This is a genomic window from Streptomyces sp. NBC_00178, from assembly GCF_036206005.1.
In the GTDB taxonomy this organism is placed as follows: Bacteria; Actinomycetota; Actinomycetes; order Streptomycetales; family Streptomycetaceae; genus Streptomyces.
In genome coordinates this window covers 4882856-4907606 of record NZ_CP108143.1, presented here as the reverse complement: position 1 = coordinate 4907606, position 24751 = coordinate 4882856, and the positions used below count along the sequence as shown (strand labels likewise).

General features: G+C 70.2%; 24 protein-coding genes and 1 riboswitch. Of the genes, 15 read left to right on the top strand and 9 right to left on the bottom strand.

Features of this window, described 5'->3' with window-relative positions:
* Positions 1–35 precede the first annotated feature (35 nt).
* Both OHT61_RS21665 and OHT61_RS21660 read left to right on the top strand, forming a co-directional pair.
* Positions 36–626 carry an N-acetylmuramoyl-L-alanine amidase gene (locus OHT61_RS21665; protein WP_329040482.1) on the top strand — a complete coding sequence of 197 codons (591 nt, stop codon included), beginning with the start codon at positions 36–38 and terminating at the stop codon, positions 624–626.
* A gap of 29 nt (positions 627–655) precedes the next feature.
* Entirely contained in the window at positions 656–1570 is a 915-nt protein-coding gene (locus tag OHT61_RS21660) for a 1-aminocyclopropane-1-carboxylate deaminase/D-cysteine desulfhydrase (RefSeq protein ID WP_329040480.1), read from the top strand.
* Positions 1571–1609: 39 nt separating this feature from the next.
* Here the strand turns inward: OHT61_RS21660 and OHT61_RS21655 are convergent, their stop codons facing one another.
* Positions 1610–3211, bottom strand: a complete 1602-nt coding sequence (locus OHT61_RS21655) for a Na+/H+ antiporter (RefSeq protein ID WP_329040478.1) — start codon at positions 3209–3211, stop codon at positions 1610–1612.
* 35 nt (positions 3212–3246) lie between these two features.
* Here OHT61_RS21655 and OHT61_RS21650 point away from each other — a divergent pair, with 35 nt between their 5' ends.
* From OHT61_RS21650 to OHT61_RS21640, 3 genes are all read left to right on the top strand, one after another.
* The gene (locus OHT61_RS21650; protein ID WP_327114836.1) at positions 3247–3507 is read left to right on the top strand and encodes a UBP-type zinc finger domain-containing protein; all 261 of its coding nucleotides are present in this window, start codon (positions 3247–3249) and stop codon (positions 3505–3507) included.
* Between the two features lie 230 nt (positions 3508–3737).
* Complete coding sequence (locus OHT61_RS21645) at positions 3738–4151, top strand: anti-sigma regulatory factor (RefSeq protein ID WP_014154139.1); 414 nt, start codon at positions 3738–3740, stop codon at positions 4149–4151.
* Positions 4152–4174: 23 nt separating this feature from the next.
* Positions 4175–5116 (top strand): RNA polymerase sigma factor SigF, encoded by a 942-nt coding sequence (locus OHT61_RS21640; RefSeq protein WP_329043362.1) that lies wholly within the window; start codon positions 4175–4177, stop codon positions 5114–5116.
* Between the two features lie 51 nt (positions 5117–5167).
* Here the strand turns inward: OHT61_RS21640 and OHT61_RS21635 are convergent, their stop codons facing one another.
* Positions 5168–5617, bottom strand: coding sequence for a hypothetical protein (locus OHT61_RS21635; RefSeq protein ID WP_329040477.1), 450 nt, complete (start codon positions 5615–5617; stop codon positions 5168–5170).
* Between the two features lie 141 nt (positions 5618–5758).
* Here OHT61_RS21635 and OHT61_RS21630 point away from each other — a divergent pair, with 141 nt between their 5' ends.
* Both OHT61_RS21630 and OHT61_RS21625 read left to right on the top strand, forming a co-directional pair.
* A complete protein-coding gene (locus OHT61_RS21630; RefSeq protein WP_329040476.1) occupies positions 5759–6727 on the top strand; it encodes a diacylglycerol/lipid kinase family protein in 969 nt (322 codons plus the stop codon).
* 320 nt (positions 6728–7047) lie between these two features.
* Entirely contained in the window at positions 7048–7305 is a 258-nt protein-coding gene (locus tag OHT61_RS21625; protein ID WP_003953983.1) for a WhiB family transcriptional regulator, read from the top strand.
* Positions 7306–7483: 178 nt separating this feature from the next.
* On the opposite strand, the gene OHT61_RS21620 is transcribed toward OHT61_RS21625, so the two are convergent.
* Positions 7484–8950, bottom strand: a complete 1467-nt coding sequence (locus OHT61_RS21620; RefSeq protein ID WP_329043360.1) for a sensor histidine kinase — start codon at positions 8948–8950, stop codon at positions 7484–7486.
* A gap of 523 nt (positions 8951–9473) precedes the next feature.
* On the opposite strand from OHT61_RS21620, the gene nagB reads away from it, so the two are divergent.
* The gene (nagB, locus tag OHT61_RS21615; RefSeq protein ID WP_327114842.1) at positions 9474–10259 is read left to right on the top strand and encodes a glucosamine-6-phosphate deaminase; all 786 of its coding nucleotides are present in this window, start codon (positions 9474–9476) and stop codon (positions 10257–10259) included.
* Between the two features lie 67 nt (positions 10260–10326).
* Here the strand turns inward: nagB and OHT61_RS21610 are convergent, their stop codons facing one another.
* The 4 genes from OHT61_RS21610 to OHT61_RS21595 form a co-directional block, all read right to left on the bottom strand.
* Positions 10327–11853: a glycoside hydrolase family 3 protein gene (locus OHT61_RS21610; protein WP_329040475.1), complete on the bottom strand. Its 1527-nt coding sequence runs from the start codon at positions 11851–11853 to the stop codon at positions 10327–10329.
* A gap of 10 nt (positions 11854–11863) precedes the next feature.
* Positions 11864–12703 carry a carbohydrate ABC transporter permease gene (locus tag OHT61_RS21605; RefSeq protein WP_329040474.1) on the bottom strand — a complete coding sequence of 280 codons (840 nt, stop codon included), beginning with the start codon at positions 12701–12703 and terminating at the stop codon, positions 11864–11866.
* Positions 12700–13680 carry a carbohydrate ABC transporter permease gene (locus OHT61_RS21600; RefSeq protein WP_329040473.1) on the bottom strand — a complete coding sequence of 327 codons (981 nt, stop codon included), beginning with the start codon at positions 13678–13680 and terminating at the stop codon, positions 12700–12702. Before OHT61_RS21600 ends, OHT61_RS21605 begins: the two co-directional genes overlap by 4 nt.
* Before the next feature lie 90 nt (positions 13681–13770).
* Positions 13771–15057: an extracellular solute-binding protein gene (locus OHT61_RS21595; RefSeq protein ID WP_329040471.1), complete on the bottom strand. Its 1287-nt coding sequence runs from the start codon at positions 15055–15057 to the stop codon at positions 13771–13773.
* Between the two features lie 284 nt (positions 15058–15341).
* Between OHT61_RS21595 and OHT61_RS21590 the strand changes: the two genes are divergently transcribed.
* From OHT61_RS21590 to OHT61_RS21565, 6 genes are all read left to right on the top strand, one after another.
* Positions 15342–16106 carry a GntR family transcriptional regulator gene (locus OHT61_RS21590; RefSeq protein WP_329043358.1) on the top strand — a complete coding sequence of 255 codons (765 nt, stop codon included), beginning with the start codon at positions 15342–15344 and terminating at the stop codon, positions 16104–16106.
* A gap of 180 nt (positions 16107–16286) precedes the next feature.
* Entirely contained in the window at positions 16287–16541 is a 255-nt protein-coding gene (locus OHT61_RS21585) for a DUF3311 domain-containing protein (RefSeq protein ID WP_329040470.1), read from the top strand.
* Positions 16538–18193, top strand: coding sequence for a monocarboxylate uptake permease MctP (gene mctP, locus OHT61_RS21580; protein WP_329040469.1), 1656 nt, complete (start codon positions 16538–16540; stop codon positions 18191–18193). Before OHT61_RS21585 ends, mctP begins: the two co-directional genes overlap by 4 nt.
* Positions 18194–18314: 121 nt before the next feature.
* Positions 18315–18815: a GNAT family N-acetyltransferase gene (locus OHT61_RS21575; RefSeq protein ID WP_329040468.1), complete on the top strand. Its 501-nt coding sequence runs from the start codon at positions 18315–18317 to the stop codon at positions 18813–18815.
* Between the two features lie 52 nt (positions 18816–18867).
* Positions 18868–18991: riboswitch (cobalamin riboswitch) on the top strand.
* A gap of 137 nt (positions 18992–19128) precedes the next feature.
* Positions 19129–21525, top strand: a complete 2397-nt coding sequence (locus OHT61_RS21570) for a ribonucleoside-diphosphate reductase subunit alpha (RefSeq protein ID WP_329040467.1) — start codon at positions 19129–19131, stop codon at positions 21523–21525.
* Positions 21525–22541 (top strand): ribonucleotide-diphosphate reductase subunit beta, encoded by a 1017-nt coding sequence (locus tag OHT61_RS21565; RefSeq protein ID WP_329040465.1) that lies wholly within the window; start codon positions 21525–21527, stop codon positions 22539–22541. The genes OHT61_RS21570 and OHT61_RS21565 overlap by 1 nt, the downstream gene beginning before the upstream one ends.
* On the opposite strand, the gene OHT61_RS21560 is transcribed toward OHT61_RS21565, so the two are convergent.
* On the bottom strand, positions 22538–22750 hold the full coding sequence (locus OHT61_RS21560) for a hypothetical protein (RefSeq protein WP_329040463.1): 213 nt from the start codon (positions 22748–22750) through the stop codon (positions 22538–22540). The genes OHT61_RS21565 and OHT61_RS21560 overlap by 4 nt on opposite strands.
* 81 nt (positions 22751–22831) lie before the next feature.
* Between OHT61_RS21560 and OHT61_RS21555 the strand changes: the two genes are divergently transcribed.
* Positions 22832–23806 (top strand): GlxA family transcriptional regulator, encoded by a 975-nt coding sequence (locus OHT61_RS21555; protein ID WP_329040462.1) that lies wholly within the window; start codon positions 22832–22834, stop codon positions 23804–23806.
* Between the two features lie 20 nt (positions 23807–23826).
* On the opposite strand, the gene OHT61_RS21550 is transcribed toward OHT61_RS21555, so the two are convergent.
* The gene (locus OHT61_RS21550) at positions 23827–24564 is read right to left on the bottom strand and encodes a D-Ala-D-Ala carboxypeptidase family metallohydrolase (protein ID WP_329040461.1); all 738 of its coding nucleotides are present in this window, start codon (positions 24562–24564) and stop codon (positions 23827–23829) included.
* Positions 24565–24751: the final 187 nt, after the last annotated feature.

Sequence of the window (24751 nt, the reverse complement as noted above, 5' to 3'; positions counted from 1 at the left end):
TACGGATCCACTCCCCCGCACCGAAGGAGCCGGCCATGTCCTCACCGATGTCCGCGAGCCAATTCCTCAAGGCCCTGAAGGACGAAGGACTCACCGTCGTCCAGGTCGGCGACTGGCGCACGCACAACCGCAACCACAAGGGCCCGTGGGGGCCGGTGCACGGGGTGATGCTCCACCACACCGTCACCCGCGGCACCGCCCGCACCGTCGAGATCTGCCGGGACGGCTACTCCGGTCTCCCGGGCCCGCTCTGCCACGGCGTGATCGCCAAGGACGGGCGGGTCCACCTGGTCGGCTACGGCCGCGCCAACCACGCCGGCCTCGGCGACGACGACGTCCTGCGCGCCGTGATCGCCGAGAAGCACCTGCCGTCGGACAACGAGTCGAACACGGACGGCAACCGGCACTTCTACGGCTTCGAGTGCGAGAACCTCGGCGACGGCGAGGACCCCTGGCCCGCCGTCCAGCTCGAGGCCGTCGAGAAGGCGGCCGCCGCGGTCTGCAGATTCCACGGCTGGGACGCCCCGTCGGTCATCGGGCACCGGGAGTGGCAGCCCGGCAAGGTCGACCCGCTCGGATTCTCGATGACCGGGATGCGCAACCGGATCCACGACCGGCTGAAGTAGACCGGCGCGGGGCGGCACACAATGACGTCATGCGCGGCGAAGCACTCGACCCCGACCGGCTGCGGCCGGTACTCCCCTCACCCCTGCAGCCGGTCGAGGACGAGCGCTTCGCCCGGCACGGCGTGACGCTGCTGCTCAAGCGCGACGATCTGATCCACCCCGACCTGCCCGGCAACAAGTGGCGGAAACTCGCCCCCAACATCCGGGCCGCGGCCGGGCGTACCGTGCTGACCTTCGGCGGGGCCTACTCCAACCACCTGCGCGCCACCGCCGCCGCGGGACGCCTGCTGGGCTTCCCCACCGTCGGCGTCGTACGGGGCGACGAGCTGGCCGGGCGCCCGCTGAACCCCTCCCTCGCGCGCTGCGCGGCCGACGGGATGCGCCTGCACTTCGTGGACCGGGCGACCTACCGCGCGAAGACCACTCCGGGCGTCCTGGACGGCCTGCTGAGCCTCTTCGGGGACTGCGCGGTCATCCCGGAGGGCGGCAGCAACGCCCTCGCCGCACAGGGCTGCACGGAGCTCGGCCGCGAACTGCGCGGCGTGGGCGGCACGGCCGCCGTCGCCTGCGGCACGGGCGGCACCCTGGCGGGCCTCGCCGCCGGACTCGGACCGGGCCGGCGCGCCCTCGGCATCCCGGTCCTGCGCGGCGGCTTCCTGGCCGGGACCGTGCGCGGCCTCCAGCAGGAGGCGTTCGGCGGCCCGGCCGGGCGGTGGTCGCTGGACGAGCGCTTCCACTTCGGCGGGTACGCCCGTACGACTCCGGAGCTGCACGCCTTCGCCGACGCGTTCGAGGACCGGCACGGGCTGCCCGTGGAGCGGCTCTATGTGGCCAAACTCCTGTACGGGCTGACCGTCCTCGCGGCCGAGGGCGCCTTCGCCGCCGGTTCCTCGGTGACCGCCGTCATCACCGGCCGTCCCGCACCGGAGTCCGACGGCCCTTAGGGCCGCCTCGTGGCGTCGGCCGGAGACACGGGACGGCCCTCAGTCGCGGTCGGACTCCCGGTAGGCGGCCGCCTCCTCCAGATCCAGCCGGCGCAGCAGGGCACGCATCATCTCGTCGTCGATCCGCCGTTCGTCCCTGAGCCGCACGAAGACCTCGCGCTCGGCGTCGATCATCGCCCTCGCCAGCCGCCGGTAGGTGTCGTCGGCGGACTCCCCGGTGACCGGATTGGGCCGGCCGAGGCGCTCCCAGACGGCGTTGCGGCGGCGCTCCATCACGGCGCGCAGCCGCTGGGTCAGCGGATCGGGCAGTTCGTTGGCGGGGTCGGTCAGCAGCGCGTCCAGCCTGGAGTCCGCGGCCGTGGACGCCTCGCTCTGGGCCTGCGCCTCCGCCAGCGTCTCCCCGCGCGTGTCCCGGCCCGGCAGCTTCAGCACACGTACCAGGAGGGGCAGGCTGAGCCCCTGGAGGACCAGGGTCCCGATGACCGTCGTGAAGGTCAGGAACAGCACGAGGTTGCGTGCCGGGAACTTCTCGCCGTCGGGGGTGAGCAGGGGGATGGAGAACACGATGGCGAGCGAGACGACGCCCCTCATCCCCGCCCAGCTGATGATCAGCGGGGACGTCCACGGCAGCGGCCCCTCGCGCTCCCGGACACGCCGGGACAGCCACAGCGGCAGGTAGCTCGCGGGGTACACCCAGAGGAAGCGGACCGCGACCACGGCGATGAACACGAGGACCGCGTACTGGAGCGCCTCGCCCACGCTGTACTCCCCCAGCTCCCGCAGGACGAAGGGCAGCTGCAGGCCGATCAGCGCGAAGACGGCGGACTCCAGGATGAACGCCACCATCTTCCATACCGCGGCCTCCTGCAGCCGGGTCGCGAAGTCGACCTGCCAGGAGCGGTGCCCCAGGTACAGCGCGACGACGACCACGGCGAGCACTCCGGAGGCGTGCACCCGTTCGGCGGCGGCGTACGCCACGAAGGGGATGAGCAGCGACAGGGTGTTCTGGAGCAGCGCCTCCTTGAGGTGCGTGCGCAGCCAGTGCAGCGGGACCATCAGCAGGAGGCCGACCCCGACGCCGCCGACGGACGCCACCAGGAACTCGCCGATGCCCTCGCCCCAGTTCATGCCCTCGCCGACCGCGGCGGCGAGGACCACCTTGAAGGCGGTGATGGCGGTGGCGTCGTTCACCAGCGACTCGCCCTGGAGGATCGTGGTGATCCGGGCGGGCAGGCCCACCCGCCGGGCGATCGCCGCGGCGGTGACCGCGTCCGGCGGGGCCACCACGGCTCCCAGGACCAGTGCGGCGGTCAGCGGCAGGTCCGGGACCAGCAGATAGGCCAGCCAGCCCACGGCGACCGTCGCGAAGAGGACGTACCCCACGGAGAGCAGCGCGACGGGCCGCACATTGGCCCGCAGGTCCAGGTACGAACTGTCGACGGCGGCCGTGTACAGCAACGGCGGAAGCAGCAGGGGCAGCACGACGTGCGCGTCCAGCGTGTAGCTCGGCACCCCGGGCAGATAGGAGGCCACCAGCCCGGCGGCGACCAGCAGCAGGGGCGCGGGCACAGGGGTCCGGCGCGCCGCCCCCGCGACCACCGCACTGACAGCGACAAGCGCCACCAGCGGCAATGCGTCCATCTCACCGTCCTCGTATCCGACGTACCGTGGCCATCATGAGTGAGTGCCTCCATGTTGACGAGCTGCCGCGCCCCGAGCCCACCCCGCTCGACAAGACCTGTCCGGAGTGTCTGGCCGCGGGTACCCATCCCGTGCAGCTGCGCCTCTGCCTCGAGTGCGGGCACGTGGGCTGCTGCGATTCGTCGCCCCTGAAACACGCCACGGCGCACTTCGAGGAGACCGGACATCCGGTGATGCGCAGCTTCGACTGCATGGACAGCTGGCGCTGGTGCTTCGTGGACGGTTCGATCGTCTGACGTCTGGGTACGTCAAACCGGCGCCGGTTCTTCTCAATTGACCGCCGCAGACCTCTAGCCACCGTGTGTACGCGCATGCCTACCATGCGTAACGGTGGGTAGGAGGTCCCGGCGACACGGCATCATGGGGCGCGATAGCGTCGCCGAGCCACAGGACCGACGACGGACCGCACGGCCCCGGGCACACACCCCGGAGCCCCGAACGAGTTTGTGCCACCTTGGAGGTGAGGGTGTCCCAGATCGCAGGCGAGCCCGGGAACCAGGACTTCGTTGAGGTCCGGCTGCCCGCTGCGGGTGCCTACCTGTCGGTGCTGCGTACGGCCACGGCCGGCCTCGCAGCGCGCTTGGACTTCACTCTCGACGAGATCGAGGATCTCCGCATCGCGGTCGACGAGGCCTGCGCGATCCTGCTCCAGCAGGCCGTGCCGGGTTCCGTCCTCAGCTGCGTCTTCCGCCTCGTGGGGGATTCCCTCGAGGTGACCGTCTCGGCGCCCACGACCGACGGTCGTGCGCCCGAGCGCGACACCTTCGCCTGGACGGTGCTCTCCGCACTGGCCGGCAAGGTCGACTCGACGGTCGCGGACGACCGGACGGTCAGTATCAGCCTCTACAAACAGCGCGGCGCGGGACCCGGGCCGGCGTGAGCGAGGGGAACGGGGACGGTCCTGTGCGGGACGAGACGATCCGGTCCGGGGCGGTGCGCCCAGCAGCCGTCCCGGAGCAGCAGGCCCGGCCGCATCCGGTGGACGGTGCGGACGCGGACGGTGCGGACGGGGTTCAGGGCCGTCCGGTCGCGGTGGAGCAGTCGCAGGCGGAGCGGGCGGGCCAGATGAGCGAGCACGGGCACCACGATCCACGGGACCGCAGCGGGGCGCGGGCGCTGTTCATCGAGCTGCGGGCGCTCCCCGACGGTTCGGTGGAGAAGGCCGAGCTGCGCAACCGGCTGGTGCGGATGCACCTGCCGCTCGTCGAGCACCTGGCCCGCAGGTTCCGCAACAGGGGCGAGCCGCTCGACGACCTGACCCAGGTCGCCACGATCGGCCTGATCAAGTCGGTGGACCGGTTCGACCCCGACCGCGGGGTGGAGTTCTCGACGTACGCGACCCCCACGGTCGTCGGTGAGATCAAGCGCCACTTCCGCGACAAGGGCTGGGCGGTACGCGTTCCGCGGCGTCTCCAGGAGCTGCGGCTGTCGCTGACCACGGCTACCGCGGAGCTCTCCCAGCAGCACGGCCGCTCGCCCACCGTGCACGAGCTGGCGGAGCGCCTGGGCATCTCCGAGGAGGAGGTGCTGGAAGGGCTGGAGTCCGCCAACGCGTACAGCACCCTGTCGCTGGACGTGCCCGACACGGACGACGAGTCGCCGGCCGTGGCGGACACCCTGGGCTCCGAGGACGAGGCCCTGGAGGGCGTGGAGTACCGCGAGTCGCTCAAGCCGCTCCTGGAGGACCTCCCGCCGCGCGAGAAGCGGATCCTGCTGCTGCGCTTCTTCGGCAACATGACCCAGTCGCAGATCGCCCAGGAGGTCGGCATCTCCCAGATGCACGTCTCGCGCCTCCTGGCACGCACGCTCGCGCAGCTGCGCGAGCGGCTGCTCGTCGAGGAGTAGCGAGAGCCGGAGGCCGGACGCGGCGGCCCCGTGGGGTCGCCGCGCGAGGGCTCAGGCGTCGGGCGTCGTCCGCTGCACCCGGATCCCCAGGGCCTTGGTGGTCGCCGGGGCGAGCAGCAGCACGAGCGCGGTCACCGCGACCACGGAGAGGGCGATCCCGGCCGGGATCAGCGCGCCCTGCGCCCTCAGCAGGGTCCAGGCCACCGGCAGCGCCATGAGCTGGGTGATGAGCGCGGGTCCCCGGCTCCAGCTGCGCCGCCTCAGCAGACCCCGGGCGGCGAGGAGCGGGATGAGACCGAGCACGATCAGCGTCAGCCCTCCCGTCTCGGCCTGCTGCGGGCTGTCGGGGCGGCCGAGCAGGCCCATGACCAGCATGTAGATCCCGCCGACGACGAGCGCGGCGGCCTCCAGACCGCAGAGCGCGGCCACGAGCGCGATCCGGGCGGGCTTCTCCGGGCCGGCCGGGGGCGACGACGGGGGGATGTTCTGCTGAGTGCTCACGTCTTTCAGACTGACATCCCGGGCATCGGACCGTGAAGCCGGGGCCGCGGCGATTCCCGCGCCGTCACGCTCGGTGACCGTACGCGGACCCGGTGGAGCGCGGCTTCGGGGCCGTACGGCGTGGTGGGTACCCTGGCCTGCATGCGCGCACTTCTCGTGGTCAACCCAGCTGCCACCACTACCAGTGCGCGGACGCGTGACGTGCTGATCCACGCCCTCGCGAGCGAGATGAAGATCGAGACCGTGACCACGGAGTACCGGGGGCACGCCCGGGACCTGGGGCGACGGGCCGCGGACTCCGACGACGTCGATCTGGTGGTCGCCCTGGGCGGCGACGGCACGGTCAACGAGGTGGTCAACGGCCTGCTCCACCACGGTCCCGACCCCGAGGGCCTGCCGAGTCTCGCGGTGGTGCCCGGCGGTTCCACCAATGTGTTCGCCCGCGCCCTGGGCATCCCCAACGACGCCGTGGAGGCGACCGGCGCGATCCTGGACGCCCTGGCCGCCCGCAGCGAGCGCACGGTGGGCCTCGGCCTCGCGGCCGGCACCCCGGGCAGTGCGGACGAGGCGGTCCCGGGCCGCTGGTTCACCTTCTGCGCGGGCCTCGGGTTCGACGCGGGCGTCATCGGACGGGTCGAACAGAAGCGCGAGCTGGGCAAACGCTCGACCCACGCGCTGTACGTGCGGCAGGTCCTGAAGCAGTTCCTGGACGAGCCGCACCGGCGCAGCGGCCAGATCACCCTGGAGGTGCCCGGCCAGGACCCGGTCACGGACCTCGCGCTGTCGATAATCTGCAACACCGCACCCTGGACCTACCTGGGAAACCGCCCGATATACGCGTCCCCGAGGGCCTCGTTCGACACCGCCCTGGACATCCTCGGCCTGAAGCGTCTTTCGACGCCTGCCGTTACCCGGTACGCCACCCAGTTGCTCACTTCCAGTCCCGAAAAGGGTCCACACGGTAAGCACGCCGTCTCCATGCATGACCTCACGGACTTCACCTTGCATTCAAAGGTCCCGCTGCCCTTCCAGATGGACGGTGACCACCTCGGACTGCGTACGAGCGTGACGTTCACAGGCGTTCGCCGTGCACTGCGTGTGATTGTGTGAGTGGAAGGGGCGAAAGTCCTTTAACTCGAACGTTTGGGCTGGCCCCCACCCCTTAGAAGTACGGCTGTGACCTAGTCGACACCGAGGAATCAAAAAAAACTTTCCAGAAGGGGTTGTATCCGTCGCCGAGGTTTGGGAATCTCTACATGGCGATCGGGACGGCCCGCAACATCGGCCTCCACTGAGAGCCAGAACCCCTCCTCACCACAACAGGACCACATCCAGTTCTTCTGGACGTCGGACCTTCGGCCGCGGGGGGATTCGTGAAAGCGTTCACATTCACAAGCACCAGCATGTAATACCAAGGAGAGGTAGCAGCCATGGACTGGCGTCACAACGCCGTTTGTCGTGAGGAAGACCCCGAGCTGTTCTTCCCCATCGGCAACACCGGTCCTGCGCTGCTGCAGATCGAGGAAGCCAAGGCCGTCTGCCGTCGCTGCCCCGTCATGGAGCAGTGCCTGCAGTGGGCGCTCGAGTCCGGTCAGGACTCCGGCGTCTGGGGTGGCCTCAGCGAGGACGAGCGCCGCGCAATGAAGCGCCGCGCCGCTCGCAACCGGGCGCGTAACGCCAGCGCCTGACCGACGCCCCCCGCACGACGAGCCTCAGCCCGGCGGCGCGTACAGAGCGTACGCACAGCCCCGCCTTCGAGTCGCAGCGCGCAGTACCCCCGAAGCGCATCGCACCGTGAGCACCACGCAGTGGGCCCGGACCGTCACCACGGTCCGGGCCCACTGCTGTGCGGTGACGGCCGCGCCGCTACTTGTCGTTCCGGACGGGGACGTCCAGGACCACCTGGGTGCCACGCTCCGGCGCGGGGACCATGCCGAACGTGCCGCCCAACTCGCCCTCGACCAGCGTCCGCACGATCTGGAGACCCAGGTTCCCGGCGCGCTGCGGGTCGAATCCCTCGGGCAGCCCACGTCCGTCGTCCGTGACGGTGATCAGCAGCCGGCCCTCGGAGGGTGACCCGCCGCGCACCGCGGAGACCTCGACCGTGCCCTGCTCGGCCACGGTGAACGCGTGTTCCAGTGCGTTCTGCAGCACCTCGGTCAGCACCATCGACAGCGGCGTCGCCACCTCGGCGTCGAGAATCCCGAAGCGGCCCGATCGTCGGCAGGTCACCTTTCCGGGCGAGATCTCGGCGACCATGGCGATCACGCGGTCGGCGATCTCGTCGAACTGCACCCGCTCGTCCAGGTTCTGGGACAGCGTCTCATGGACGATCGCGATCGAGCCGACGCGCCGCACCGCCTCGTTGAGCGCCTCGCGGCCCCGCTCGGAGTCCATCCGGCGCGCCTGGAGGCGCAACAGGGCGGCCACCGTCTGGAGGTTGTTCTTCACCCGGTGGTGGATCTCCCGGATGGTGGCGTCCTTCGTGATCAATTCCCGCTCGCGGCGCCGGAGTTCCGTGACGTCGCGCAGGAGCACCAGCGAACCGATGCGCACACCCTTGGGCTTCAGCGGGATGGCCCGCAGCTGGATGACCCCGCCGGCGCCCTCCACCTCGAACTCCCTGGGGGCGTATCCGCTCGCCACCTTGACCAGGGCCTCGTCGACCGGGCCGCGCGACGGCGCGAGTTCGGCGGTCGTCGCGCCCAGGTGGTGGCCGACGAGGTCCGATGCCAGACCGAGCCGGTGGTACGCCGAGAGGCCGTTCGGGCTGGCGTACTGGACCACGCCGTCCGCGTCGAGCCTGATCAGTCCGTCCCCCACGCGTGGCGAGGCGTCCATGTCGACCTGCTGGCCGGGGAAGGGGAAGGTGCCGGCGGCGATCATCTGGGCCAGGTCGGACGCGGACTGGAGGTAGGTGAGCTCCAGCCGGGAGGGGGTCCGCACGGTGAGCAGGTTGGTGTTGCGGGCGATCACCCCGAGGATCCGGCCCTCGCGCCGTACGGGGATCGACTCGACCCGTACGGGCACCTCCTCCCGCCACTCGGGGTCGCCCTCCCGCACGATCCGGCCCTCGTCCAGGGCGGCGTCCAGCAGCGGGCGGCGGCCGCGCGGCACCAGGTGCCCGACCATGTCGTCCTGGTAGGAGGTGGGGCCGGTGTTGGGCCGCATCTGCGCCACGGACACATAGCGGGTCCCGTCGCGGGTGGGCACCCACAGGACGAGGTCGGCGAAGGACAGGTCGGAGAGCAGCTGCCACTCCGAGACCAGCAGATGGAGCCACTCGAGGTCGGTGTCACTCAGGGCTGTGTGCTGGTGGACGAGGTCGTTCATGGAGGGCACGTGTGCGAGCGTACCCGCGCGGATGACGAGGTTCCGAACCGATCGGGCCGCCGATGCGTGACACTGGGCGGGGGGACGGGCCGCGGAGAATGTCCGTCCTCACGGATGGACAGGGCCTATTGGTCTAGTCCACAATGCGAGGTGCGGACGCCATGCACAGGACATGATCCGTACGCGACAAGACCTCCGCTCTCCCCGCACAGGAGGGCGGACCGGGGTACCCGGCGCTCTCTGCCCTGACTGCGCCGGTGCCCCACATGGCCGGAGGCACCGCACACCGCCGGCCAGGAAGCTCCGGGCTGCGGTGCCGGACGGGCTGAGGGTCCCGTCCCGGCGCCGCGGCCCGCGGGTGTTTCCGGGGGCATTCCGCGCGCGCGGGCCGGATGTCCGCCGACGGGGCGACAGTCATCGACGCGAAGCCGGACGGTTCACCTCCCGGCCGCCCCGTTCTGCTAGATTGGTCCGAGATTGGTCTATACCACATGACGCCACTCTTCAGATCGGCAGGCACAGCGTGGAAGTTGTCATCGTCCCGGACGCCACGGCAGGCGGCGAGCTCATCGCGGAGGCCATCGGCGCCCTGCTGAGCCGCAGGCCCGACGCACTTCTCGGCGTTGCCACCGGATCGACCCCGCTGCCCGTCTACCAGGCCCTGGCGGCGAAGGTCCGATCCGGCGCGGTGGACGCCTCGCGTGCCCGCATCTGCCAGCTCGACGAGTACGTCGGGCTGCCGGCCGGCCACCCCGAGTCCTACCGCTCGGTCGTCCTGCGCGAGGTCGTCGAGCCGCTGGGCCTGTCCGAGAAGTCCTTCATGGGCCCGGACGGCACGGCCGAGGACGTCCAGGCCGCCTGCGAGGCGTACGACAGGGCGCTCGCCGAGGCGGGCGGTGTCGACCTCCAGCTGCTCGGCATCGGTACCGACGGGCACATCGGCTTCAACGAGCCCTGCTCGTCGCTCGCCTCCCGCACGCGCATCAAGACGCTGACCGAGCAGACCCGGATCGACAACGCGCGCTTCTTCGACGACGACATCGACCAGGTGCCCCACCACGTCATCACCCAGGGCATCGGCACGATCCTGGAGTCCCGTCACCCGATCCTGCTGGCCACCGGCGAGGGCAAGGCCGACGCGGTGGCCCGCACCGTCGAGGGCCCGGTGGCCTCGATCGTGCCGGCCTCGGCCCTGCAGCTGCACCCGCACGCCACGGTGGTGGTCGACGAGGCCGCCGCGTCGAAGCTGAAGCTGGCGGACTACTTCCGTGCCACCTACGCGGCGAAGCCGCGGTGGCAGGGCCTGTAGGACCTCCCCGCACGCGAGAGGGCCGGGTCACCGTCTTCGGTGGCCCGGCCCTCGTGCGGTCCGCGGGCTATCCGGCGCGGGTACCCGTGATCGTCTCCGCCGCCGCGACCCCGCACACCCGTGCGGCGCCGTGGGTGGCGATGTGGAGCGCGCCCCGGGGCGGCGCCACCGGCAGGCCCATCTCGACCACGATCGTGTCCGGGCGCGCCGCCACCAGCGTGTCCAGCGCCTCGCCCATCCACGCGTGCCGGTGGGCGTCGCGGACGACGGCGACCACGCGCCGCTCCCCCGCCGTCCGCAGCACCTCGGCCGCGGGTGAACCGTGCTCACCGCCGTAGGTGTCCGTCGCGGTGCCGGGCAGCAGCCGGGCCAGCTCCGCCGCGACACCCCACGGGGTCTCCTCGCCGACCGCGATGTTCGCGACCGGGGTGAGGGCGGCGACGTAGGGCGGTGCGTCCAGCGGTTCGGCGGCGCCCGTGACCGTCACGGCGCGGCGGGCCGCGATCAGCCCGATGCCGGCTCCGGTGCCGGGCGCGGTCCCCTCCTGCGTGTCCGCGCCCGGCGCCGAGGCAGCCCCCCTGGCCCTCTGCGTCCAGGACGCGAGAGCCCGTACACGTGCGGCGGCGTCGGCCAGCCGCTCCTCGGGCAGTTCACCCGTCCGCACCGCCGTGACGAGCGCGTCGCGCAGCCTCAGTACGGTCTCCTCGTCGGCGAGCCCGCCGCCGACGCAGATGGCGTCGGCGCCCGCCGCGATCGCGAGGACGGAGCCGCGCTCGATGCCGTACGTACCGGCGATGGCGTCCATCTCCATGCCGTCCGTGACGATCAGGCCCTCGTACCCCAGTTCCTGGCGCAGGAGTCCGGTGAGGATCTGCGGGCTCAGGGTGGCGGGCCGGGTCGGGTCGAGTGCGGGGAGCAGGATGTGCGCGCTCATGACCGACCGGGAACCCGCCGCGATGGCGGCCCGGAAAGGCACCAGCTCACGGGCGTGCAACGTGTCCAGGTCCACGTCGATGCGGGGCAGCGCGTGGTGCGAGTCGACCGCCGTGTCGCCGTGCCCGGGGAAGTGCTTGGTGCAGGCGGCCACGCCGGCGGACTGGAGTCCCTCGACGTACGCGGCGGTGTGCCGGGCGACGAGCGCGGTGTCTGCGCCGAAGGACCGTACGCCGATGACCGGGTTACCGGGATTGGAGTTGACGTCGGCGGACGGCGCCCAGTTGAGGTTGACGCCGCACTCGGCCAGCCGTCGGCCGAGCTCGCGGGCGACGGCACGGGTGAGGTCCACGTCGTCCACGGCGCCGAGGGCGAGGTTGCCGGGGAACGACGATCCGGCGCGGACCTCGAGCCGGGTGACGTCGCCGCCCTCCTCGTCGATCGCGACGAGTACGTCGTCCCGTTCGGCCCGCAGCCGGGCGGTGAGCGCGGCGAGCTGCTCGGGTGTGTGGATGTTCCGGCCGAACAGCCCGACGGAGGCCAGGCCTTCGCCGACCCTGCGCAGGAGCCAGTCCGGGGCGCTCGTGCCGGTGAACCCGGGCTGGAGCACGGCGAGCGCGTCGCGTGTGACGGTGTCCGTGGTGGATACGAGGGTGGTCATGGCAGCCGGGTTATCCCTTCACTGCGCCATCGGTCAGACCGCTGACGGCCTTGCGCTGCAGGAAGACGAAGAGGACGAGGATCGGGACGGCGAAGATCGAGGAGGCGGCCATCGTGGCGCCCCAGTCGTCGCCGAACTGGGTCTGGAACTGCGACAGCCACAGCGGCAGGGTCTGGGACTCCGCCTGCTTGTTCAGGACGAGCACCAGGGGGAACTCGTTCCACGCGGTGATGAAGCCGAACATCGACGTGGACATCAGGCCGGGTGCGAGCAGCGGCAGGATCACCTTGACGAACGCCTGCGGACGGGTGCAGCCGTCCACCATGGCCGACTCCTCCAGCTCCCTGGGCACCGCGGCGACGAAGCCGCGCAGCGTCAGGAGGGTGAAGGGCAGGACCATGACCATGTAGAAGACCGTCAGCGGGATCAGGCTGTTGAGCATGTCCGAGTCGCGGACGATGAAGTAGATCGCGATGACCATGACTTCCCAGGGCGCCATCTGGGCGACCATGAAGCCGACGATGAATCCCTTGCGTCCCTTGAAGCGCATCCGGGCCAGGGCGAACGAGCCGGCCAGCGCGAGGATCAGGGAGAACGTCACGGCGAGGACCGTGACCGTGAGGGAGTTGCGGACCATCGTCCAGAAGTTGTCCGCGTCGACGGCGGTCCGGAAGTGCTCGAACGTGAAGTTCGTGGGGAACCAGACCGGGTCGTCCGCGACGATGTCCGGCGTCGGCTTGAAGGCCGTCGCGAACATCCAGTACACGGGGAAGACGAAACCGATGATCAGCAGGACCGCCGTGGCGTTGGGCCAGATGCGGCTGAACCGTGACGAAGCCGAGCGCTTCACAGCTCGTCCTCCTCTTGCTTGAGAACGATCCGGAGGTAGGAGGACGTCAGCAGGAGCAGGATCACGATGGTGAGCATCGCGATCGCCGAACCCATGCCGTAGTGCTGGTTCCCGACACCCTCGATGTAGGCGTAGACCGGCAGGATCTCGGTGAGCCGGTCCGGTCCGCCCTGGTTGATCGCGAAGACCTGGACGAACGCCTTGAAGATCCAGATGACCTCCAGGAACGTCGTCGCGAAGAGGAACGGCTTGAGGAACGGCATGGTGACCGAGGTGAAGCTCTTCCACGGGCCGGCGCCGTCGAGCGAGGCGGCCTCGTAGAGCTCCTTGGGGATCGTCGTCGTCGCGGCGTAGAGATTGATCGCGACGAACGGGATCGACATCCACACGATGAGCACGGTGATGACGAAGAACGTGGAGAACTGGCCGCCGGTCCAGTTGTAGTCGGCCATCGAGTGGAAGCCGGCCTTGTCCAGGACCCAGTTGACGACACCGAACCGGGAGGCGAAGAGCCACTGGTAGACGGTGGTCGAGGCCACGACGGGCATCGCCCAGGCGAGCACCAGGCCGATGAGGAGCGCGACGCGCATACGCTTGCCGAGGCGGGCCAGCAGGAGCCCGATCAGCGTGCCGAAGACCATGGTCAGGGCGACGTTGACGGCCGTGAAGACGGTCGAGCGGACGGTGACGTCCCAGAATTCCTCGCTGCCGAGGATCTCCTTGTAGTTGTCGATCCCGTTCCACTCGGTGAGGTGCTGGATCAGCTGCCTCATGTTGAGGTTCTGGAACGACAGCAGGGTGTTCTCGATCAGCGGCCAGCCGAGGAACACCAGGGTCACGGCCACCGGCGGCAACAGCAGCAGGTACGGGGCCGTCGCGCGGGATCTGCCACGGGCCGCCGGCTTGCCCGGCGCTGCACCGGTCCCCTTCACCACGTCCGTCGGACCTGAAGGCGGCCGTTCGGTCTGCACGGTCATGCTCGCCATCTCTTTCTCGGCACCATGGGACACACGTCGACTGCCGGGGGACGGGCTCCGTGTCGGAACCCGTCCCCCGGCAGTTCGGCCTTACTGCTTCTGCGCGAGGCGCTTGTTGAACTCCGCCTCGACCTGCTTGGCGGCCTCGGCGTTCGACTTGCCGTTCAGGACCGCCGTCATGAAGGTCTTGATCGGGTTGGGGGCGTTCTCGACCGCGGCCCACTCGGGGATCAGCGGCGTGGTGCCGCCGACCTTGGCGGACGGCGCGGCGGCCTCGGCGACCGGGTTGCCGGCCAGGTTCGTGTTCAGCGACTCCTTGTTCGGGATGACGCCGTTCAGCTTGGCGAGCTGGCCCTCGAACTGGTCGGAGAGCGCGAGCTTCAGGAACTCCTTGGCGAGGTCCTGCTTCGCGCTGCCCTCGGCCACGGCGAGGTTGGAGCCGCCGAGGAAGACGCCCTCGGGCTTGTCGGCCGTCTCACCCGGGATGGTGAAGTAGCCGATCTCCTTCTCGATGGCCGGGTTGGCCGCGATCGCCGTGCCGGCCTCCCAGCCCATGCCGATGAAGGCGCCGGTCTTGCCCTTGGCGAAGACGTCGGCCTGCTGCGGGGTCGCCTCGTCCTTGTCCTTGGGGGCCTTGGAGTAGGCCTGGTACTTCTTGTACAGGTCCATCGCCTCGCCGATCTTCGGGTCGGCGAGGTTGGAGACCCACTTGTCCCCGTCCTTCTTGATGAGGTCCGCACCCTTGCCGATGGTGAGGCCGTCGAAGAAGTACCAGTTCTGGCCGGGGAGGTAGAGCGGCTCGGCCTTGCCCTTGGCCTTGATCTTGTCGAGCGCCGCGAAGAACTCGTCGCGGGTCTTGGGGGTTTCGGTGACGCCCGCGTCCGCGAAGACCGTCTTGTTGTAGAGGACCACGCGGTTGGCGAAGTACCACGGGGCGGCGTACTGCTTGCCGTCCACGACGGCGGCCTCGTTCAGGTTGGCGGCCCAGTCGCCGCCGATCTCCGACTTGAGGTCACCGAGGTCGGCGAGCCCGCCGGTCTTGGCGTACGCCGCGGTCTGGGTGTTGCCGATCTCGAAGACGTCCGGCGGGTTCTCCTCGGAGAGGGCGGTCGTCAGCTTCTGCTGGATGCCGTTCCACTGCTGGACCTCGAACTTGACCTTCGCGCCGGTCTTCTTCTCGAAGGCGGCGGTAAGATCCTTCTGCCACTGCTCCGGCGTCGAGCCGTCCATGGCCCAGACGGTGAGGGTCTGTCCCTTGTAGCTGTCCGGACCGGACTTCTTGCCGCTGCTGTCGCTGCCGCCGTCGTCGGAGCCACACGCCGCCATGCTGACCATCATGCCCGCGACGCCGATCGCCGCGATGAGCTTGCGCTTCACGCTGAACCCTCCTCAGGGTGCTGCAACCCCCCCGCCCACCGCGAAGACACCCACGAGTAGTTCTGCTGGGGCTGGGACCTGGTCTTTAATGGTTTAGACCAGTACCGGGAGCTTGGCCTAGACCTTTAGGGGTGTCAAGGGTGTATAAGAAGTGCACTCGCGTCCGTTATAGGACCGACACCTAAGGGAGGGCGACGACCCGTGACCGGACCGTGCCACCATGTGAGCCGCGACAGACGGAGGAGCCGGTGACGGCAGCAACGCAGCAGTCGGGAAGGCGGATCATGGGTGCCGACGGGGGCAGCAGTACGGGCGAGACCGGTGCGGCTACGCGCACGGCACGCGTCCCCAAGTACTACAGGCTCAAGCGCCATCTCCTGGAGATGACGGACACCATGCCGCCCGGCACCCCCGTGCCGCCCGAGAGGACCCTGGCCGCCGAGTTCGACACCTCCCGCACCACGGTGCGCCAGGCGCTCCAGGAACTCGTCGTCGAGGGCCGGCTGGAACGCATCCAGGGCAAGGGGACCTTCGTCGCCAAGCCGAAGGTCTCGCAGGCCCTGCAACTCACCTCGTACACCGAGGACATGCGCGCCCAGGGCCTCGAACCCACGTCCCAGCTCCTGGACATCGGCTATGTGACCGCGGACGACACGCTCGCCGGGCTGCTGGACATCACCGCGGGGGGCCGGGTGCTGCGGATCGAGCGGCTGCGGCTCGCCAGCGGTGAGCCGATGGCGATCGAGACCACGCACCTCTCGGCGAAGCGCTTCCCCGCGCTGCGCCGTTCCCTGGTGAAGTACACGTCGCTCTACACCGCGCTGGCCGAGGTGTACGACGTCCGGCTCGCCGAGGCCGAGGAGACCATCGAGACCTCGCTCGCCACGCCGCGCGAGGCCGGGCTGCTGGGCACGGACGTCGGGCTGCCGATGCTCATGCTGTCCCGGCACTCGGTCGACGGGCACGGCGAGCCGGTGGAGTGGGTGCGCTCGGTCTACCGGGGCGACCGGTACAAGTTCGTCGCCCGCCTGAAGCGTCCCACCGACTGACCCGGACCCCTTCCGGCGGCCTCGGATCCCCTCGCACACCTGCGGGGGGATCCACTCGTTCCGGGTGTCTTCCGGACCGTTGCAGGACCGCAATGCGGACGGGGGGTGACGCTGGGCGGAACCCTCGCCTAGATTTCCTGCGCATTACACCAGGTGATCAGCGAGGGGACGGAGTTGCCGATGTCAGAAAAAACCGAGGCGAAACCACCAACAGTGACACCCGCGAGGGTGGTCATCGCGCTGTGCCTGATCGCACCGTTCGTGGCGATGCTCTGGGTGGGCTCGTACGCCAAGGTGAACCCGACCTTCATCGGTATCCCCTTCTTCTACTGGTACCAGATGCTCTGGGTGCTCATCTCGACCTCGCTCACCATGGTCGCCTACAAGCTGTGGCAGCGTGACCAGCGCGCCCGCAAGGGAGGTGCTTCCGCATGAAGGACGGCGTGAACGGCGTCGCACTCGCCGTGTTCATCTTCTTCTTCCTGGCCGTCACGGTCATCGGATTCATGGCCGCGCGCTGGCGCAAGGCCGAGAACGAGGCGAGCCTCGACGAATGGGGTCTGGGCGGCCGGTCGTTCGGCACCTGGGTCACCTGGTTCCTGCTCGGCGGCGACCTGTACACCGCGTACACCTTCGTCGCGGTCCCCGCGGCGATCTACGCGGCCGGTGCGGCGGGCTTCTTCGCCGTGCCGTACACGATCCTCGTCTACCCGCTGATCTTCACCTTCCTGCCCCGCCTGTGGTCGGTGTCGCACAAGCACGGGTACGTCACCACCTCGGACTTCGTCCGCGGCCGCTTCGGCTCGAAGGGCCTCTCACTGGCGGTCGCCCTCACGGGCATCCTCGCCACCATGCCGTACATCGCGCTCCAGCTGGTCGGCATCCAGGCCGTGCTGGACGTCATGGGCGTCGGCGGCGGCGAGAACACCCACTGGTTCGTCAAGGACCTGCCGCTGCTGATCGCGTTCGCGGTCCTCGCCGCGTACACGTACTCCTCGGGACTGCGGGCCCCCGCGCTCATCGCGTTCGTCAAGGACGGCCTGATCTACCTGGTCATCGCGGTGGCCATCATCTACATCCCGATCAAACTCGGCGGCTTCGACGACATCTTCGCGAAGGCCGGCGAGGCGTTCGCCCAGACCAACGAGGCGACGGGCAAACCGAGGGGCGCGCTCGTGCCCGGGGAGATGGGCCAGTGGGGCTACGCGACGCTGGCACTGGGCTCCGCGCTCGCGCTCTTCATGTACCCGCACTCGATCACGGCGACGCTCTCCAGCCGCAGCCGTGAGGTGATCCGGCGCAACACCACGATCCTGCCGCTGTACTCCCTGATGCTGGGCCTGCTCGCCCTGCTCGGGTTCATGGCGATCGCGGCCGGGATCAAGGTCGACAACGGGCAGCTGGCGATCCCCCAGCTGTTCGAGACCATGTTCCCCGACTGGTTCGCGGGTGTGGCCTTCGCCGCGATCGGGATCGGCGCCCTGGTGCCGGCCGCGATCATGTCGATCGCCGCGGCGAACCTCTTCACCAGGAACATCTACAAGGACTTCATCAAGCCCGACGCGACACCGGCCCAGGAGACCAAGGTCTCCAAGCTGGTCTCGCTGCTCGTCAAGGTGGGCGCGCTCGCCTTCGTCCTCACCATGGACAAGACGGTCGCGATCAACTTCCAGCTGCTCGGCGGGATCTGGATCCTCCAGACCATGCCGGCGCTGGTGGGCGGCCTGTTCACCCGGTGGTTCCACCGCTGGGCCCTGATCGCAGGCTGGGCCGTCGGCATGATCTACGGCACGGTGGCCGCGTACGGCGTCGCCAGCCCGACGCAGAAGCACTTCGGCGGCTCCTCGAAGGAGATCCCCGGCATCGGCGAGATCGGCTACATCGGTCTCACCGCGATCGTGCTGAACATCGTCGTCGTGGTCGTGCTGACCTTCGTCCTGAACGCGCTGAAGGCCCCGGCGGGTATCGACGAGACCTCGCCGTCCGACTACACCGCGGACGTCGGCGAGCCCGGCGTCAAGGTCACGCTCCCGCCGGCCACGGTGGGTGCGCCGGGAGGCGAGCCCGAGCCCCTGGAACGCCTGTAGCCCGTGACGTCGTCCGTCCCGGCAGGGTCCGCCCTGCCGGGACGGGCCCGTGTGCGGGGCCGGTTCGCCGGCTCCCCGAAAGGCACGTGCGCCGGGCCGCCGTCTGAGGCAGACTCCGCGCATGGACGTCTCGATCAGACCGGTCCGCGCCGGCGAGCACGAGGCCCTGGGCGAGATCACCACCCGGGCCTACCTCGACGACGGACTGCTGGACTTCGGCGCGGCCGATCAGTACGTCGAACAGCTCCGCGCCGTCGGACGCCGCGCCGCCGAGGCGCTCGTGCTGGCGGCGGTGGACCCCGGTGGCCTCCTGCTGGGAGGTGTCACCTACGTCACGCCGGGCAGCCCGTGGACCGACATCGCGGGCGGGGACGAGGCCGAACTGCGGATGCTGGCCGTCTCCCGTGCGGCGCGCGGACGCGGTGCCGGCGAGGCGCTCGTCCGGGCCTGTGTCGAGCGGGCACGCGCCACCGAGGGGCTGTCCGGGGTGGTGCTGTCGACCCAGCCGTCCATGGGGTCCGCCCACCGCATCTACGCGCGGCTCGGCTTCGTACGGACCCCTGAGCGGGACTGGAGCCCGCTTCCCGGCTTCACCCTGCTGACGTACCGCCTGACCTTTTGACCCGTCACGACACTACATGTGGGGGCTGCCTCAATCGGCAGCCCCCACATGTATGCTCGACCTCGCTGTCGCCGCAGGGGAATCCGGTGCGAATCCGGAACTGTCCCGCAACGGTGTGATCGGTGTGCATTCGCGCACCGCGGAGTCCGAGGACCTGCCGACGGTGCGTCCGGCTCGACCGAACCGGATGCCGAGACGTCCGGGCCCCGCGGAAGGCCGGTGGACGCCGTGCGCGCCGTGCTCCCTCCCCGGGGGCGACCGTGCCCGGCTGCCCCGCTCCCGCAGGCCCCGAGCCGAGCGAGGGATAGCCCCAGTGACCATCGCGCCCGCAGACCCGGTTTCAGCCGCGGAATCCGAGAGCCTCACGACCGACGCGCCCGGGACCGCGCTGCTGCGGACCCTGACCGGTCTGACCGCCGATCTGCCCGACACCGACCCCGGACGGGTCGCGGCCGCCGCGCTGCGCGGCCGGAGCGCGCGGGCGGACGAGGCCGAGCTGCGCTCGCTGGCCACCGAGGCCGCCGCGGGTCTGATCTCGGAGGACCCGGCGTACTCCCGGCTCGCCGCCCGGCTGCTCACCCTCGCGATCGCGGACGAGGCGGCGGGCGAAGGCGCGGTCTCCTTCTCCTCGTCGGTCGCCGTCGGGCACCGCGAGGGCCTGATCGCGGACCGCACGGCGGAGTTCGTCGCGCTGCACGCGGCCGCGCTGGACGCGCTGGTGGAACGCTCGCTCGCCGACGGGGCGGACGACCGCTTCGGCTACTTCGGCCTGCGCACGCTGCACAGCCGCTACCTGCTGCGCCACCCGCTCACCCGGCAGGTCGTCGAGACCCCGCAGCACTTCATGCTGCGCGTGGCCGCCGGACTGGCCGAGGACACCTCGCAGCGCGCCCTGGACGAAGTGGCCTCCCTGTACGGCCTGATGAGCCGCCTCGACTACCTGCCGTCCTCGCCGACCCTCTTCAACTCCGGCACCCGGCACCCGCAGATGTCCTCCTGCTACCTGCTGGACTCGCCGCTGGACGAGCTCGACTCGATCTACGACCGCTACCACCAGGTGGCCCGCCTCTCGAAGCACGCGGGCGGCATCGGCCTCTCGTACTCGCGCATCCGCGCCCGGGGTTCGCTGATCCGCGGCACGAACGGCCACTCCAACGGGATCGTGCCGTTCCTCAAGACGCTCGACGCCTCGGTCGCCGCGGTCAACCAGGGCGGCCGCCGCAAGGGTGCCGCCGCCGTCTACCTGGAGACCTGGCACGCGGACATCGAGGAGTTCCTGGAGCTGCGCGACAACACCGGCGAGGACCAGCGGCGCACGCACAACCTCAACCTGGCGCACTGGATCCCGGACGAGTTCATGCGCCGCGTCGACGCCGACACCGAGTGGTCGCTGTTCTCCCCCGCCGAGGTGCCCGAGCTGGTCGACCTGTGGGGCGACGAGTTCGACGCGGCCTACCGCGCGGCCGAGGCCAAGGGCCTGGCCCGCAAGTCGATGCCCGCGCGTGAGCTGTACGGCCGGATGATGCGTACCCTCGCGCAGACCGGTCAGGGCTGGATGACCTTCAAGGACGCCTCCAACCGCACGGCCAACCAGACGGCCGAGCCGGGCCGGGTCGTGCACTCCTCGAACCTGTGCACCGAGATCCTCGAGGTCACCGACGACGGCGAGACGGCCGTCTGCAACCTGGGTTCGGTCAACCTGGGCGCGTTCGTGGCCGACGGCGGCATCGACTGGGAGCGGCTGGACGCCACCGTGCGCACCGCCGTGACGTTCCTGGACCGGGTCGTCGACATCAACTTCTACCCGACCGAGCAGGCCGGCCGCTCCAACGCCCGCTGGCGTCCGGTGGGTCTCGGCGCGATGGGCCTCCAGGACGTCTTCTTCCAGCTGCGGCTGCCCTTCGACTCCCCCGAGGCCCGCGCCCTGTCCACGAAGATCTCCGAGCGGATCATGCTGGCCGCGTACGAGGCGTCCTGCGACCTGGCCGAGCGGTCGGGCCCGCTTCCCGCCTGGTCCGAGACGCGCGCCGCCCGCGGTGTGCTGCACCCCGACCACTACGACACGGAGCTGAGCTGGCCGGAGCGCTGGGACGCGCTGCGCGCCCGGGTCGCGAAGACCGGGATGCGCAACTCCCTGCTGCTCGCCATCGCGCCGACGGCGACGATCGCCTCGATCGCCGGGGTGTACGAGTGCATCGAGCCGCAGGTCTCCAACCTCTTCAAGCGCGAGACGCTCAGCGGTGAGTTCCTCCAGGTCAACGGCTACCTCGTGGACGAGCTGAAGCGGCTCGGCGTGTGGGACGCCCGGACCCGTGAGGCGCTGCGCGAGGCGAGCGGCTCCGTGCAGGGCTTCGCGTGGATCCCGCAGGACGTGCGGGCGCTGTACCGCACGGCGTGGGAGATCCCGCAGCGTGGACTGATCGACATGGCGGCGGCGCGCACGCCGTTCCTCGACCAGAGCCAGTCGCTCAACCTGTTCCTGGAGACGCCGACGATCGGCAAGCTCTCCTCGATGTACGCGTACGCCTGGAAGCAGGGGCTGAAGACGACGTACTACCTGCGTTCGCGCCCGGCGACCCGGATCGCCCGCGCGGCGTCCGGGCAGGCCGCGGCCGCCGCCCCCATTCCCGTACAGCAGGCGTCGTCGCCCGACGCTGACGCGATCGCCTGCTCCCTCGAAAACCCCGAGTCCTGCGAGGCCTGCCAGTAATGAGTACGTCCGAGAGCAAGAACCTCCTCGACCCGGGCTTCGAGCTGACCCTGCGCCCCATGCGCTACCCGGACTTCTACGAGCGCTACCGGGACGCGATCAAGAACACCTGGACGGTCGAGGAGGTGGACCTCCACTCCGACGTCGCCGACCTCGCCAAGCTGTCGCCCGGCGAGCAGCACATGATCGGCCGGCTGGTGGCGTTCTTCGCGACCGGTGACTCGATCGTCTCGAACAACCTCGTGCTGACGCTGTACAAGCACATCAACTCGCCCGAGGCGCGCCTGTACCTGTCGCGGCAGCTGTTCGAGGAGGCCGTGCACGTCCAGTTCTATCTGACGCTGCTCGACACCTATCTGCCCGACCCGGCGGACAGGGCGGCGGCGTTCGACGCGGTCGAGGAGATCCCCTCGATCCGCGAGAAGGCGCAGTTCTGCTTCAGGTGGATGGACTCGGTCGAGAAGATCGAGCGGCTGGAGACGAAGGCGGACCGCCGCCGCTTCCTGCTGAACCTGATCTGCTTCGCCGCGTGCATCGAGGGGCTGTTCTTCTACGGCGCCTTCGCGTACGTCTACTGGTTCCGCTCGCGCGGTCTGCTGCACGGTCTCGCCACGGGCACCAACTGGGTGTTCCGCGACGAGACGATGCACATGAACTTCGCGTTCGAGGTCGTGGACACCGTCCGCAAGGAGGAGCCGGACCTCTTCGACGACGAGCTCCAGCAGCAGGTCACCGACATGCTGCGGGAAGCGGTGGAGGCGGAGCTTCAGTTCGGCCGTGACCTGTGCGGCGAGGGCCTGCCCGGCATGAACACCGATTCGATGCGCCAGTACCTGGAGTGCGTCGCCGACCAGCGGCTCACCCGGCTCGGCTTCCCGCCGCTCTACGGTTCGGAGAACCCGTTCTCCTTCATGGAGCTGCAGGGCGTGCAGGAGCTGACGAACTTCTTCGAGCGCAGGCCGTCCGCCTACCAGGTGGCGGTGGAGGGGTCCGTCGGTTTCGACGACGACTTCTAGACCCTGGCCCACGACCTGAGGTGGGGGCGCCGCGTGGCCGTGACCGGCCGCGCGGCGCCTCGCCTTTGCGGGGGTGCCGTCCGCCGCCGCAGGTCCGCCTCCCGCAGTTCGTGGTCGATCCGGCGCTCCCGTGCGAGACCGGCGAGCGCGGGCAGCAGGACGAGGGCGATGAGTGCGGCTGTGACCAGGTAGCTCAGGAATGTGTTCATGGCTCTACTGTCGTGCCCGCGACGAAATTCGGGCAGTGGCAGGACTGTCATGCACCCTCGAATTACTGCCACAATGACGCCATGCTGAACAATGTGGCCGCCCTGCTGCTCGACGAGGTCCATCCCTTCGAACTCGGCGTCCTGTGCGAGGTGTTCGGGCTCGACCGCTCGGACGAGGGCCTGCCGGTGACCGACTTCGCGGTCGTCTCGGCGGAGGGCCCGGTCCTGCGGACGCACGCCGGATTCACCATCAGCACGCCCCACGGGCTGGAGCGGCTGGAGGAGGCCGACCTCGTCGCCGTGCCCGCGGGCAGTCACTTCATGGCGCGGGAGTACCCGGCGGAGGTCCTCGACGCCCTGCGCCGGGCCGTCGCCCGGGGCGCGCGGGTGCTGAGCGTGTGCTCCGGTGCATACGTGCTGGGGGCCGCCGGGCTGCTCGACGGCCGCCGGTGCACCACCCACTGGCGTCACGCCGACGAGCTGGCCCGGCGCTTCCCGAAGGCACGGGTGGAGCCGGACGTGCTCTACGTGGACGACGGCCCGGTCATCACCTCGGCGGGTACGGCCGCCGGGATCGACGCCGCCCTGCACCTGGTCCGGCAGGCGCACGGCCCCGCCGTGGCGAACGCCATCGCCCGGCGCATGGTGGTCCCCCCGCACCGGGACGGCGGCCAGGCGCAGTACATCAAGCGGCCGTTGCCCCGGACGCGGTGCGACACGGTCGGCGAGACGCTCGCCTGGATGGAGCGCCACCTCGACCAGGAGATGACCGTGGAGCAGCTGGCGGTGCAGACCCACATGTCGCCCCGGACCTTCGCCCGCCGCTTCCAGCAGGAGACGGGCACCACTCCGTACCGCTGGCTGCTCAGGCAGCGCGTGCTGCTGGCGCAGCACCTGCTGGAGACGTCGGACGAGACGATGGACACGATCGCGGGACATACGGGCTTCGGGAACGCGGCCGCCCTGCGCCACCAGTTCGTGCGCTCGCTGGGCACGACGCCGAACGCCTACCGCCGCACGTTCCGGGGGCCGGGCGGCCTGACCGAGGCGGCCTGACCGGCGGCCCCCGGAGCGCCTCAGATGCCGCAGCCGGAGGCGGACCAGAAGTGGCTGGGGCCCTGGTTCACGTGGATGTGGTCACTGTGGCCGGCGTAGCCGGGGCCGAGGATCCCGTTGAAGCCGTGGTTGCGGGCCTGCTTCGCGATGGTGCACAGCGAGTGCGGTCCCGATCCCAGGTCGACGGCGTCGCCGTAGAGATGGCGGCTGTTCGTCGCTCCGCCGACCGCCGCGTTGCAGGAGGTGGAGCGGAAGCCGCTGGTGACCCGGATGGACTGGTCGCCGAGCGCGTGCCGCAGCGCCTCCAGCTTCCACATGCTGCTCAGGGCGTTCGCCTTGGCCGTGCCGGCCGCCACGGCCCCACCGGCCCAGGTGCTGTTGCAGGTGTTGAGCTCGGGGTAGGTGAAGTGGATCGGCGTGCAGTCGTCGTCCTGCAGCGCGTAGAGCTTGGACTGCGTGGCCGGGCCCGCGACCCCGTCCGCGGCGAGGCCGTAGGCGGACTGGAAGCGCTTGACGGCGGCGGTGGTGGCCGGACCGTACGATCCGTCGACGGCCAGGACGGCGTTGTATCCCGGGTAGCCGGACACCCTGATCTGGAGCTGGGTGACGTCGTTGCCGGTGGCGCCCGGCGACAGGGTGCGGGTCCAGGTGTAACACCCGTCGGCCTGCGCGGTGCCGGCGGTGACCACGGCCCCGCCTATCGCGAAAGCCATGGTCATGACAAGGCCGAGCAGGAGGTGCGCGGTACGTCTGAGCATCGGGGTCTCCCTGCGCGATGAGGTGGGGGGCGGGCTTACGGGTGAGCCTGTCGGACAGGTCGACGCGCGTCAACCACGCCCTGCCAAGGGCGGGTTGAAGGGAAAGCACGAGGGAAAGCACGCCCTCTCCGGCCGCCGCCCACGACATGGCGAAGGGGCCCCGCCGGCGGCGGGGCCCCTTCGCCAC